This window comes from Methylobacterium organophilum (genome assembly GCF_022179465.1).
GTDB classification, from domain to species: domain Bacteria; phylum Pseudomonadota; class Alphaproteobacteria; order Rhizobiales; family Beijerinckiaceae; genus Methylobacterium; species Methylobacterium organophilum.
Window position 1 is genome coordinate 122,232 of the sequence record NZ_BPQV01000014.1, and the last position, 12,187, is coordinate 134,418.

Consider the following 12,187-nt stretch of genomic DNA (forward strand, 5'->3'; position numbering starts at 1 on the left):
TCAGGCCTCCTCCGAGGAAGCGTCGTCGTCCTCCGGCGCCCGCGTCTCCTCCATGAATTCGAGGAAGAGCTGGGTGAAGCCGCCGAAGACGGCCAGCGCCACGGCCAGGTTGGCCACGAGGATCAGGCCGCCGGAGAACAGGTCCTTGAAGCTGCCCAGCGGCAGGGTGTTCTCGAGGAAGGCGGCGCCGAGCAGCATCGGCCCGAGGCCGCACAGGGTGAAGAGCAGGGCGCCCCCGCCCTCCAGGGCATCGAGCCACTCGGCGTGGATCGCCGCGCGCCAACCGGCATAGCCCTCGCCGAGATAGAAGAGCAGGGTGCCCGAGGCGAGGATGACGCCGCCCTGGAAGCCGCCGCCGGGCGTCACCGTGGCATGGAGCACGACGTAGAGGCCGAACACCACGGTGGGCGGCCCGAACAGGCGGCAGAGCAGGGTCACGGCCTCCGCCCGCGGCACCACCGGCCGGCCGGGCAGGCGGATGGCGCGGTCGGTCGCCTTCTTGCCCCGGGAGCCGCGCAGCAGCACCACGGTGCCGGCGATGGCCGCGAGCAGCATGAACTCCTCGCCGAGGGTGTCGAGGCCGCGGATGTCGAAATTGATCGCGCTCACCAGGTTGGCGACGTGGCGCTCCTTCGGCCCGATCTCGTTGATCAGCGCGCCATAGGGCGGCAGGTCGGTGCCGAAGCCCGGCATCGCCCCCAGAACCGCGACGAGCCCCGGCAGCAGCAGGAGGGCGGCGAGCCCGAGCAGGGCGAGGCGCAGCGGGCGGCTCACGCGTCGGGCTCGCCGCGTTTCGATTGCGCCGTGCGCACGGAGCTGAGCGCCACCAGGAAGAGGAGGGGGACGGCAAGCGTGCCCACGGCCAGCTCCGACAGGGCGACATCCGGCGCCTGCAGGGCGAGGAAGAGCAGGGTGAGCACGAAGCCGTTGATCATCAGGGCGAAAACCTGGCGGCGCGGCTCGCGCATCAGGACCACGCCGGTGCCCGATGCGGCGGCGAGGAGGAGGAGCAGGGCGAGGAGCAGGCTCACGCGTCCCGGCCCTCCCGGATGAGCAGGGCCCGGCCGGTGGCATGGGACAGGGCCGCCCCCGCCAGGACGAGGAGCAGCATCATCGCCAGCACCTTGAAGGAGCGCGGGGAGGGGCCGTCCGCACAGAAGGCGGCGAGGCTGATGCAGGCCCCGGCGACGGCGTTGGAGAACGAGACGGCGTGCAGGATGTCGAGGCCCGAGCGCAGGCGCAGGGCCGCCAGGGCGCCGAGCCACAGGCTCAGCACCGCGCCGGTGAGCGACAGGATCACGAGAAGATCGGCGAGGCCGCTCACAGCCAGCGCTCCAGGAACACGGCGGTGAGCAAAGAGGCGGGCAAGCTGAGCACGACCAGGGTGAGGGCGAGGTCGATCGAGGAGGGCTGGTCGATCGCGAAGGTGAGGAGGATCAGAACCACCACCGTCACGGTGGAGGCGAGCTGGGCCGCCGCGAAGCGCCGGGCGATGTTGCCGCGATAGGCCGCGAGCCCCGACAGGGCGAGGGCCGGGACCAGGGCGCAGGCGGAAACGAGGAAGGGCGTCGCGCTCATCGCGCCGCGGCCCCCGGGGGCAGGACATGGACGAGGATGCGGCCGCGCTCGGCCTCGAGGCGCAGCACGAAGGCGTCCGGCGTGATCGAGGTGGCGAGCACCGAGACGGCGCGGCGGCCGGCCTCCTCCGCCGAATCCCCCCTCAAGGGACAGCCGATGATCTCGCCCTCGGTGGCCGCCCGCACCGTGCCGATCGGGCCGCCCCGCCAGACGCCGCGGGCGAGGCGCAGGCCGACGCGCAGGCTCTCCTTCGGCAACCGGGCGAGGGAGCCGGCAAGCGGCCGCAGGGCGTCGGGGCGGACCCTGAGCGAGTCCTGCCCGCAGAGGGCGAGCCAGCGCAGGGAGATCGTGCCGAGGGCGCCGCAGATCGCGGCGGCGAGGGCCTCGGTGGCGCTGACGCTGCCGACGAGGCCGAGATAGAGCAGGCTCAGCCCGAGCCAGGCGAGGGCGCCCGAGAGGAGGGTGCGGCCCATCGGCCAGGCTCCGCCGTTCCGTCGATCGAGCAAGCGCAACGGAAGGTCGCGGCCAAGGGTTCCGCGCTCTCGGGGTTCCGGCGCGAGGACCGCCTCCGCATGCGCGGGCGGATCTCACGAAATCGTCCGCGGAAAGGTTTCGGAAGCGGGGTCTTCCCCCGGCAACCCCCTTGGCAGCGCCGACCGGCAGGTTCATGCTGCCACAAAAAAGACACCGTCGAAAAACGCGCGTCGTCGACCGGAGGTTACGCCATGCTCATCGCCAATCGCCTCGTCAAATCCGCTTGGATCGCCGTCGAAGTCGGGCGGGAGCGCTGCGAGCGGGTGCTGGTGGTCGAGGCCTATATCGCGGTCAGCCCACTGGAGAAGGATTTCGACGCGGAGCGCTACGAGAAGGTCGTGGAGGACGTGCGCCGCGTGCTCGCCGAGAACCCGGCGATCGACCGCGCCTCGATCCTGAGCATGCACCGCGACAACAACTGCACCGCCCTGTTCCGGACCAAGCAGGCGAGCGCCGCCTGATTCCGCGCCGCCTCTTCCCCACCTCTCATGACCGTGCGGTCGCGGGGCGTCCTCACTCCTGAGGGGCTTCGGCCGGATCGAAGTCCTGGCCGTGATAGGGCTCGTCGACGACCCGCGCTGCCCTGGGCGTGATGCCGGCGCGGCGCTGGTGCCGCGGCTCCCCGGAACTTCCGCAGCCCTGGCAGACGGAGCCCGCCGCACGCCGGCCGCGCTCCGCGATCACCCGGTCGAGATCCGCCTGACGCTCGGCGTAGTTCTGCTGCTCCCGCAGGGCCTGTTCCGTCGCCCGCCCGATCATGGCCGCGGTCACCGCCGCCGACGACGCGGCGCCGGGAAGCGCCCCGGTCGCATCCTGCGCCGACGCCACCGGCGCGGCGCCGAGCAGGGCGACCAGCCCCAGCCCCCTCAACAAGCCCCGCATGGTTGTCTCCTGCACTGGCATCGCAACCCAGCATAGACGCTCTCGCCCGGTCTGTCCGGTGCGCGGCATCGGAGCAAAGGGGGGAGCCTTCGCCCCTTGTCGGAAACTGTCCGGGCTGGCAAGGACCCCCAAGACTTCATCGAATAATGACAATTGTATGACAGTGTATTTTTCTCGAATTGTTGCGGATTAAAATCGAATATCTGATGTTTAGCCTGCTAAGTCATGGTATTGCTCGATAAATCTACAAGAAAACACTCAAAAGAACTTTCAACAACATCCCATCAATGCTATCGGCACCGCATGTTCATGCATCGGCGGGTGGGATCTGCTGCGCGGTGGAGGGGCCCGAACTTGCGTTCGGCCATCGTGCGGCGATCCGGATCGCCTGCATCGCCTCGGGCGGTGCGGATGCGGGACAGCGGCCGGTGCGGTCGCGACCGGACAGGCGCGGCACGGGCTCCGTGCGCTCTCAAGCAATGACGGCACGCTCCGGCCCGGCCTGACGCGGCGCGCGCGGCCGGCCGGCACAGCGAACCCTTGGGGACCTGAAACGATGAAACTGCGTGTCTTGGCGGCCAAGCTGGGATTGACCGCGTTCGCCTTCATGCCGGATGCGGCCGAAGCCCAGACGGTGGCGGAGCTGCAACGCCAGATCGACGAGCTCCGGGCGATCATCAAGCAGCAATCGGCGGAGCGGGACCGGAAGGGCGGCAACGGCCACCGGAGCGGCCATCCTGTCGGCCGCCACGATGCGGGCACGCATCCCGCGGCGAGCCGGCCGGTCGAATCCGCCGTGATCCGGTCCTCGACCAATGGCGCCCCGACGGCCTCGATCACCGGGCGTTCGGATGCGGGCACCTATCCGGCGGCGGGCCGCCCGGTGCAATCGGCCGTGGCCTTGCCGGCCGCGGGCGGCCTGCCGCCGCACACCCTGGTGATCGACGATCCCGGCACCTGGTGGGACGCGCTGGTGCCGCCGATGCCGCAGATCCTCGCCGACGACCCCGCGCACGCGTCGCGGCCCAAGACCTGGTTCGAGCGGATCTCGATCCGCGGCTACACGCAGTTGCGCGTCAACGAGTTCCTCTCCGGCGACGACACCGCGCCCAACGGCTTCTCGCGGCTGCGCTCCGTCCATGACGGCGGCATCACCGACCAGGGCACCTTCACCTTCCGCCGGGTGCGCCTGATCATCCAGGGCAACATCCACGAGCGGGTCTTCCTCTACATCCAGCCGGATTTCGCGGTGAGCGTGAACAACCAGGCCGGCTCGGAGCAGCGCCTGCATTTCGGGCAGCTGCGCGACGCCTTCGCCGACGTGTTCCTGGACGACGAGCACCGGACCAAGCTGCGCTTCGGCCAGCAGAAGGTGCCCTATGGCTGGGAGAACCTGCAATCCTCGCAGAACCGCCTGACGCTGGACCGCAGCGACGCGATCAACAGCGGCATCCCGGGCGAGCGCGATATCGGCATCACCGCCTATTACACGCCCTGGCACGTGCAGCGGATCTGGGACCGCCTCGCCAAGGACGGGCAGAAGCTGTTCGGCAATTACGGCGCCTTCGGCATCGGCGTCTATAACGGCCAGACCATCAACCGCGTCGAGCGCAACAACGACGTGATGGTGGCCGGCATGGCGACCTGGCCGATCGAGCTCGACCGGCTCGGCGAGGCCTTCCGGGGGCAGGTGCTCGAACTCGGCGCCTCGGCCTATCGCAACGCGTTCCAGCCCGAGATCCGCAGCGGCGGCGTGAGCCCGGTCGCCTTCCGGGACGAGCGCGTGGGCGTGCACGCGATCCTCTATCCCCAGCCCTTCGGCCTCCAGGCGGAGTGGAACTGGGGCCGCGGCCCGGAATACGACCCCGTCACCCGGGCCATCGAGACCAAGCCCCTGGAGGGCGGCTACGTCCAGGCCATGTACCGGGTCGACCATTCCCTGGTCGGTCCCTTCATGCCCTATGCCCGCTGGCAGACCTATCGCGGCGGCTGGAAGGTGGGCACCAACGCCCCCCGGCTCGAGACCGACGAGATCGAATTCGGCATCGAGTTCCAGCCGATCAAGGCGGTCGAGGTCACCCTGGCCTATGCCCACATGAATCGCCACGAAGCCGACGAACGCCGCCTCGGCCGCGCCGAGGGCGACCTGTTCCGGGCCCAGCTCCAGATCAACTACTGAGGCGATGCCCGGCCGGCCCGGTCAGGCCGCCTCGATCTCCGTGCTCACCTCCAGCCATTCCTCCTCGGCCCGGGCGAGGGCGTCGGCGGCCTCCGCGCGCATGCGGGCGAGGTCGCCGGCCTTGGCGGCGTCCTTGAGGAAGGCGGTGCCGTCGGCGAGCGCGGCGTCGATCTTGGCCATGGCGTCGGAGAGCTTGGCCATCCGCGCCTCGATCGCTTCGAGGCGCTTCTTGAGGGGCGCCAGAGCCGCCCGGCGCTCCACGGCGGAGCGGCGGGCCTCCGCCTTCTGGCCGCCGGTCGATTCGGCGGCGCCCGCCTCCGCCCGCTCCGGGCCGGCGAGCACTAGGTGGCGGTAATCGTCCATGTCGCCGTCGAAGGCCTTCACCGAGCCGTTGCGCACGAGCCAGAGCCGGTCGGCGCAGGCCTCGATCAGGAAGCGGTCGTGGGAGACCAGGATGACGGCGCCCTCGTAGTCGTTGATCGCCTCGACCAGCGCCTGCCGGCTCTCGATGTCGAGGTGGTTGGTCGGCTCGTCGAGGATGAGCAGGTGCGGGCCGGAAAAGGCGGCGAGACCCATCAGCAGCCGCGCCTTCTCGCCACCTGAGAGCTGGGAGACCGGCGTGTCGGCCTTGGTGGCGGGGAAGCCCAGGCGGGCGGCGGCGGAGCGCACCTTCGCCTCCGGCGCATCGGGCATGAGGTCGCGGACATGGGCGACGGCGCTCTCGGCCGGGCGCAGCTCGTCGAGCTGGTGCTGGGCGAAATAGGCGACCTCCATCTTGGAGGAGCGCTTCAACTCGCCCGAGAGGGGGGCGAGGCGCCCGCCGATCAGCTTGCAGAAGGTCGACTTGCCGTTGCCGTTGGCGCCGAGCAGCGCCACCCGGTCGTCGGGGGCCAGCGAGAGATTGAGGCCCGAGAGCACGACGCGCTCGCCGTAGCCGGCCTGGACGCGCTCCATGGCGACGATGGGCGGCGAGAGCGGCTTTTCCGGGCTCGGCAGGTGGATCACCGGCACGTCGTCCTCGAGGAGGGCCGCGATCGGCTCCATCTTGGCGAGGCGCTTCATGCGCGACTGGGCCTGGCGCGCCTTGGTCGCCTTGGCCTTGAAGCGGTCGATGAAGCTCTGGAGATGGGCGCGCTCGGCGGCCTGCTTGGCCTTGGCCTTGGCCTGCAGCACCCGCTTCTCGGAGAGCTGGCGGGCGAAGGAGCTGTAGCCGCCCCGGTAGATCGTGAGCTTGCCCCGGTCGAGATGCAGGATGTGGTCGACGGAGGTGTCGAGCAGGTCCCGGTCGTGGCTGATGATGATCGCCGTGCGCGGATACTTCTCGAGATAGTCGTAGAGCCAGAGCGTGCCCTCGATGTCGAGGTAGTTGGTCGGCTCGTCGAGCAGCAGCAGGTCCGGCTCGGAGAACAGCACCGCGGCGAGCGCCACGCGCATGCGCCAGCCGCCGGAGAAGGCCGAGCAGGGCCGTCCTTGAGCCTCCGCGTCGAAGCCGAGGCCGTGCAGGATCGCCGCCGCCCGCGCCGGGGCCGAATGGGCGCCGATATCGACGAGCCGGGTCTCGATCTCGGCCCGGCGGAATCCCTCCGCGGTCTCGGCCTCCGCGAGCAGCCGCGTGCGCTCGGTATCGGCGGCGAGCACGACCGCGTGCAGCGTCTCGGGGCCGGCCGGCGCCTCCTGGGCCACCGCGCCGATGCGCATGCCCTTCGGGATCGAGACCGCGCCGGCATCCGTCGGCAGGTCGCCGAGGATCGCCCGGAACAGGGTGGTCTTGCCCGCCCCGTTGCGGCCGACCAGCCCGACCCGCGCCCGATCGGGGATCGCGAAGGTCGCGGAATCGAGGATCACCCGCTCGCCGATGCGGTAGGAGAGGTCGTTGACGCGCAGCATGGGGCCTATTGCCGGGTGACGGCGCGGGAAGGCAAGGGGGCGCAGCGCGCCCGCCATCCACGCCAAACGCCGCCCCGCCACCGCACCGCGACTTGACCCGCCCGGACGAGGCGCTAACGATCCGCCCAAGCTTCGTGTCTCTCGCCCGACGCATGCATCGCCATCGGCGCCGGAATGGGCACCGTTCCCGGGGGGCGTTTCGTGAGCGACGCCTGAAGGGGGTTTAGAGCGTGGCGACAGGCCGGTTGGCGACCATCCCGTTTTTCCGGGAACCCGGGGTCGATCTCTCCACCTACGAGACCCGCTGCCACTGGCGGCGCTTCGACGAGAACGAGGTTCTCGTCGATTACGACGACGTCTCGACCGACGTGTACTTCCTGGCGGCGGGCGAGGTGCGCATCCTCAACCGCTCGCAATCGGGCAAGGAGGTGATCCTCGGCGAGATGCGCGGCGGCGCCTTCTTCGGCGAGCTCGCCGCCTTGGACGGGATCGGCCGCTCGGCCAACGTCACGGCGCTCACCCGCGGCGAGGTCTGCGTGGTGCCGGCCAATGTCTTCCGCCAGATCGTGTTCGCCTCCGAGGCGATCGCCGACCGGCTGTTCCGGCTGCTCGCCAAGCGCGTGCGCGAATTGAACACGCGGCTCATGGAGCACGCGCTCCTCGACCTGCGCCACCGGCTCTACGCGGAGCTTCTGCGCCTGTCGGTGCCCCGGGCGGGGCATGACGGGGAGCGGGTGGTGACGCCGCCGCCCTATCACCACGTGCTCGCCGCCCGCATCGGCTGCCGCCGGGAGCAGGTGACCCGGGAATTCACGGTGATGGCAGGCGAGGGCCTGATCGACCGCACCCGCGGCGCCCTGGTGCTGCGCCGGCCCGACCTGCTCGAAGCCCGCGTCGCCGAGGCCCTGCGCGAGGACGGCTGAGGCCGGCTTCACCTCCGCGCGGCACGGCTTTAGCGTCTCCGCCGCGCCCCCACCCGAAAACCCCGCTGGGCGCCTGATCCCGGACGCATCTTGCTCGCTCCCGCACCGACCGCCTCCGCCCCGCTGCTGCATCTCGACGGCGTCACCAAGCGCTTCGGCGGCCATGTGGCGGTCGATGCCGTCTCCCTCGACCTCGCGGGCGGCGAGTTCTTCTGCCTGCTGGGGCCCTCGGGCTGCGGCAAGAGCACCCTGCTGCGCCTGATCGCCGGGTTCGAGACCGCGAGCGAGGGCGCGATCCGCCTCGACGGGATCGACATCACCGGCTTGCCGCCGCACCGGCGGCCGGTGAACATGATGTTCCAGTCCTACGCGCTGTTTCCGCATCTGAGCGTGGCCGGGAACATCGCCTACGGCCTGAAGGGGCGCGGCCGCGCGGCCATCGCGGCGCGGGTCGCGGAACTGCTGCGCCTCGTGCGCCTCGAAGGCTTCGCCGAGCGCCGGCCGGACAGCCTGTCCGGCGGCCAGCGCCAGCGGGTGGCGCTCGCCCGGGCGCTGGCCCGCGAACCGAAGCTGCTCCTGCTCGACGAGCCCCTCGGCGCCCTCGACCGGGGCCTGCGGGAGGAGACGCAGGCCGAGCTGCGCGCCCTGCAGAAGCGGCTCGGCACCGGCTTCGTGGTGGTCACCCACGATCCGGCGGAGGCGCTCGCCCTGTCCGACCGGATCGGGGTGATGGACCGGGGCCGGCTCGTCCAGGTCGGGCCGCCGCGGGACCTCTACGAGCGGCCGGCGACCCGCTTCGTGGCCGGGCTCCTCGGCGACGTGAACCTGATCGAGGGCCGGCTCGGCCCCGCGGAGAACGGCCGGCGCGTGGTCGACACCGCCCTCGGGCGCCTGCTCTGCGGGCCGAGCGGGGAGGGGGCGCAGGGGGAGGCCGTGGTCGTGGCGATCCGGCCGGAGCGGATCCGCATCGGCGCGGCGCTGGGCGACGAGACCGCGCTCACCGGCATTCTGGAGGAGGCGACCTATCTCGGCGACCGCCTGCGCCGCACGATCCGCATGGAAGACGGCAGCACCCTGCGCGTCGTGGCGAGCCTGCCCGGCCCCGCGGCGGAGGCGCCGGGGACGCGGATCGACCTGAGCCTGCCCGCCGACGCCCTGGTGCTGCTCCCGGCATGAGCGCGCCGGGACCGAAGGGCTTCGGCGACCGGGCTCTGCGCGGGCTGGTGCGCGGCCTGCCCGCCCTGTGGCTCGCCCTGTTCTTCCTCGTGCCCTTCGCGGTCACCCTGAAGATCAGCTTCTCCTCGCCGGCCACCGCGCAGCCGCCCTACCTGCCGGTGATCGACTGGCAGGGCGGCCTCGAGGGCTGGCGCGAGTTCCTGGAAGCCCTCGACTTCCAGAACTACGAGATGCTGGCCTCGGACACGCTCTATCGCGATGCCGCCCTCTCGTCGCTCGGCTACGCGCTCGCCGCGACGGCGCTCCTCGTCCTGATCGGCACGCCCATGGCCCATGCCATGGCACGGGCCGAGCGGCGGTTCCAGCCGCTGCTCGCCGCCCTGGTGATCGTGCCGTTCTGGACGAGCTTCCTGATCCGGGTCTATGCCTGGATCGCGATCCTGAAGCCCGAGGGGCTGCTCAACGCGGCCCTGCTGCGCCTGCACCTGATCGGCGAGCCCCTGCAGATCCTCGACACGCCGCTCGCCGTGCTGATCGGGCTCACCTACGCCTACCTGCCCTTCATGGTGCTGCCGCTCTACGCGGTGATGAGCCGGCTCGACCCCGCCCTGCCGGAGGCGGCGGCCGATCTCGGGGCGGGCCGGGCGCGCATCTTCTTCACGGTGACGCTGCCGCTCGCCGCCCCCGGCCTCGCCGCCGGGGCATTGCTCTGCTTCATCCCCATGGTCGGCGAGTTCATCATCCCCGACCTCCTCGGCGGCTCGGACACGCTGATGCTCGGCCGCGTCCTGTGGAGCGAGTTCTTCTCCAACCGCGACTGGCCGCTCGCCTCCGCCGTGGCGGTGCTGCTCCTCGTCCTCGTCGTCGGCCCGGTGGTGCTGTTCCGCGAGGCGGAGCAGCGGCGCGAGGAGGCGGCGCGATGAGTGCGCTCAACCGCTGGTCGCTCGGGCTCGGGCTGGCCTTCCTCTACGCGCCGATCCTGGTGCTGGTGGCCTATTCCTTCAACGCCTCGAAACTCGTCACCGTCTGGGGCGGCTTCTCGACCCACTGGTACGGCGTGCTCCTGGCCGACGGCCCGCTCATCGCCGCCGCCCTCGTCTCCCTGAAGGTGGCGCTGCTCTCGGCCGGCATCGCCAGCGTGCTCGGCACGCTCGCCGCCCTGGCCCTCGACCGGCACGGGCGCTTCCGCGGGCGCGGCGCCTTCACCGGCATGCTCTACGCGCCGATGGTGATGCCGGAGGTGATGACCGGGCTGTCGCTGCTGCTGCTCTTCGTCGGGATCGGCCTCGACCGGGGGCTGACGACCATCGTGATTGCGCATGCGACCTTCGCCACGGGCTTCGTCGCGGTGGTGGTGGGCGCGCGCCTCAAGGGCCTCGACCGCTCCCTGGAGGAGGCGGCGGCGGATCTCGGGGCGCCGCCCTGGCGGGTCTTCCTCAGCGTGACGCTGCCGCTGATCGCGCCGTCGCTGGCGGCCGGGTTCCTGCTCGCCTTCACCCTGTCGCTGGACGACCTCGTGATCGCGAGCTTCGTCTCGGGACCGGGGGCGACCACCCTGCCGATGCGGCTCTACAGCCAGGTCCGGCTCGGGGTGAATCCGGAGATCAACGCCGCCTCGACCCTGCTGGTGGCGGCGGTGACCGTGATCGTGCTGGCCGCCTCCTGGCTCAGCGCCCGCAGCGGCGGCACGCAGGCCGGCTGAAGCAGCCCGCCCGAGACGGTGCCCCTGACGAGAGCGGAGTTGGTGCGGGGCGTCGCCGCAGCGACGCCCCGGAGATCCTTACGCCTGCGCGACCTCCTGCCACTCGGCGACGCGGGCGAGGCCCTTCTCGGTGATCTGCCAGACGGCGAAGGTGCCGCCGATATGCGGGCCGGCCTGGGTGCCGACGAAGCGCAGCTTGCCGGCGCGCTCCAGCACCCGCAGGCGGGCATGGTCGCGGGGCCAGCCGCGTTCGGGGGTCTGCTTGATGGAGATACGGCCTTCGACACCGAAGGCGGCCTTGGACAGAAGACGGCGGGCATGCGGATGCATGGCAGCTCCATGGTTGGAGAAGCGGGCGGTCTTGTTCGGGTCGCGCCGCCGCGGACGGCAGCACGGAGAAGGCAGGGCAGCGACGTCGCGCATCGGATCCGGTCCGACGCCCGAGAACCTCGCAAGGCATCGGCGGTTTCCGGATCGTGGATCCCACCATCCGGGCCGATGCTTTCGGCCGCAGCGCGCACCCCTTCGCGCATCCCTGGGACGCGTCGCGGCGTGTGCATGATCGAGCGATCGGTCTCGATGGCGCTCCCACCGTCGCCAGCGGAAACACGATGCAGCGGCTTCACATCCCCGCCGGACCCTCCCGGTCCGCGGCGCGAGGCGGTCGGCCGTTGCGGGCCGGTCTCCGAGGGGAAGGCCCGGTCGAGGGCGTCCCGTCGAATCGATGGCCGAGCGCACCGGGGTGCGGCGGGAATCTTAGCCGTTCAGAGTCGTGAAGCAACCCTTGGGCGAACGATTGGCCGACACGATCCGGTGTGCGCCGCCGCAACTGTTCCGCGGCACCACGCAGCCCCGGATTGTTGCGCGGTTGCGCTTTCGCCCGGCCGGCCGCCCTGCCATGGAGCGGAAATCGAAGCTGAGCAGGAGACGATGAGGGGCATGACGGCGCGAATGACGGAGTTGCCCGCGCTCTTGGCCAAGGTGGTCGAGCATGTCCGAACCGCCAACGAGAAAGCGGAAATCGCCCAGGGCCGCATCCTCGAGATGGCCCGCCTGCTCGATGCCCTGGCCGAGGAGAACGCGCAGTTGCGGGCCGATCTCGACGCCCAGGAGGCGGCGGCCGCCCAAGCCGCGACCGAGATCCGCCGGGTCTCGGAGGCGCTGGAGGCCGAGCGGCAGATGCGCGCCCTGATGGAAACCCGCGCCCGCCGGGCGGAGCAGCGCTGCCCGGACCATGGCGGCCATGCGGGCGGCACCAGCCCCCTCTCCGGCCCGGACAGCCTCCGGCCCCCGTCCTCCGCCCTGCACTGAGCGGGGCGGGCGGAG

General features: G+C 71.3%; 15 protein-coding genes. 7 read left to right on the top strand and 8 right to left on the bottom strand.

Features of this window, described 5'->3' with window-relative positions:
* Genes MFF21_RS20675 through MFF21_RS20695 form a run of 5 tightly spaced genes read right to left on the bottom strand, consistent with a single transcriptional unit; the run spans window position 1 to window position 2,051 of the window.
* A complete protein-coding gene (locus tag MFF21_RS20675) occupies window positions 1–774 on the bottom strand; it encodes an MnhB domain-containing protein (protein WP_238313553.1) in 774 nt (257 codons plus the stop codon).
* Window positions 771–1,031, bottom strand: coding sequence for a Na(+)/H(+) antiporter subunit B (locus tag MFF21_RS20680; protein WP_238313556.1), 261 nt, complete (start codon window positions 1,029–1,031; stop codon window positions 771–773). The genes MFF21_RS20675 and MFF21_RS20680 overlap by 4 nt, the downstream gene beginning before the upstream one ends.
* Entirely contained in the window at window positions 1,028–1,324 is a 297-nt protein-coding gene (locus MFF21_RS20685) for a monovalent cation/H(+) antiporter subunit G (protein ID WP_238313557.1), read from the bottom strand. Before MFF21_RS20685 ends, MFF21_RS20680 begins: the two co-directional genes overlap by 4 nt.
* Complete coding sequence (locus MFF21_RS20690) at window positions 1,321–1,578, bottom strand: hypothetical protein (protein WP_238313559.1); 258 nt, start codon at window positions 1,576–1,578, stop codon at window positions 1,321–1,323. Before MFF21_RS20690 ends, MFF21_RS20685 begins: the two co-directional genes overlap by 4 nt.
* Entirely contained in the window at window positions 1,575–2,051 is a 477-nt protein-coding gene (locus MFF21_RS20695; protein ID WP_238313561.1) for a Na+/H+ antiporter subunit E, read from the bottom strand. Before MFF21_RS20695 ends, MFF21_RS20690 begins: the two co-directional genes overlap by 4 nt.
* Before the next feature lie 252 nt (window positions 2,052–2,303).
* Between MFF21_RS20695 and MFF21_RS20700 the strand changes: the two genes are divergently transcribed.
* Window positions 2,304–2,573: a hypothetical protein gene (locus MFF21_RS20700; protein WP_238313563.1), complete on the top strand. Its 270-nt coding sequence runs from the start codon at window positions 2,304–2,306 to the stop codon at window positions 2,571–2,573.
* Window positions 2,574–2,625: 52 nt separating this feature from the next.
* Here MFF21_RS20700 and MFF21_RS20705 read toward each other — a convergent pair whose 3' ends face one another.
* The gene (locus MFF21_RS20705) at window positions 2,626–2,994 is read right to left on the bottom strand and encodes a hypothetical protein (RefSeq protein ID WP_238313565.1); all 369 of its coding nucleotides are present in this window, start codon (window positions 2,992–2,994) and stop codon (window positions 2,626–2,628) included.
* Window positions 2,995–3,550: 556 nt separating this feature from the next.
* On the opposite strand from MFF21_RS20705, the gene MFF21_RS20710 reads away from it, so the two are divergent.
* Window positions 3,551–5,173, top strand: a complete 1,623-nt coding sequence (locus tag MFF21_RS20710; RefSeq protein ID WP_238313567.1) for a porin — start codon at window positions 3,551–3,553, stop codon at window positions 5,171–5,173.
* Between the two features lie 21 nt (window positions 5,174–5,194).
* On the opposite strand, the gene MFF21_RS20715 is transcribed toward MFF21_RS20710, so the two are convergent.
* Window positions 5,195–7,060, bottom strand: coding sequence for an ABC-F family ATP-binding cassette domain-containing protein (locus MFF21_RS20715; protein ID WP_238313569.1), 1,866 nt, complete (start codon window positions 7,058–7,060; stop codon window positions 5,195–5,197).
* Between the two features lie 230 nt (window positions 7,061–7,290).
* Between MFF21_RS20715 and MFF21_RS20720 the strand changes: the two genes are divergently transcribed.
* The 4 genes from MFF21_RS20720 to MFF21_RS20735 all read left to right on the top strand — a co-directional run bounded on the left by MFF21_RS20720 (window position 7,291) and on the right by MFF21_RS20735 (window position 10,861).
* Window positions 7,291–7,983, top strand: a complete 693-nt coding sequence (locus MFF21_RS20720) for a Crp/Fnr family transcriptional regulator (RefSeq protein ID WP_238313571.1) — start codon at window positions 7,291–7,293, stop codon at window positions 7,981–7,983.
* A 90-nt stretch (window positions 7,984–8,073) separates the two neighbouring features.
* A complete protein-coding gene (locus MFF21_RS20725) occupies window positions 8,074–9,159 on the top strand; it encodes an ABC transporter ATP-binding protein (RefSeq protein WP_238313573.1) in 1,086 nt (361 codons plus the stop codon).
* Window positions 9,156–10,082: an ABC transporter permease subunit gene (locus tag MFF21_RS20730; RefSeq protein ID WP_238313574.1), complete on the top strand. Its 927-nt coding sequence runs from the start codon at window positions 9,156–9,158 to the stop codon at window positions 10,080–10,082. Before MFF21_RS20725 ends, MFF21_RS20730 begins: the two co-directional genes overlap by 4 nt.
* On the top strand, window positions 10,079–10,861 hold the full coding sequence (locus tag MFF21_RS20735; protein ID WP_238313575.1) for an ABC transporter permease: 783 nt from the start codon (window positions 10,079–10,081) through the stop codon (window positions 10,859–10,861). The genes MFF21_RS20730 and MFF21_RS20735 overlap by 4 nt, the downstream gene beginning before the upstream one ends.
* Before the next feature lie 78 nt (window positions 10,862–10,939).
* Here the strand turns inward: MFF21_RS20735 and MFF21_RS20740 are convergent, their stop codons facing one another.
* On the bottom strand, window positions 10,940–11,191 hold the full coding sequence (locus MFF21_RS20740; protein ID WP_238313576.1) for a hypothetical protein: 252 nt from the start codon (window positions 11,189–11,191) through the stop codon (window positions 10,940–10,942).
* A 609-nt stretch (window positions 11,192–11,800) separates the two neighbouring features.
* Here MFF21_RS20740 and MFF21_RS20745 point away from each other — a divergent pair.
* The gene (locus tag MFF21_RS20745) at window positions 11,801–12,172 is read left to right on the top strand and encodes a hypothetical protein (protein ID WP_238313577.1); all 372 of its coding nucleotides are present in this window, start codon (window positions 11,801–11,803) and stop codon (window positions 12,170–12,172) included.
* Window positions 12,173–12,187 lie beyond the last annotated feature (15 nt).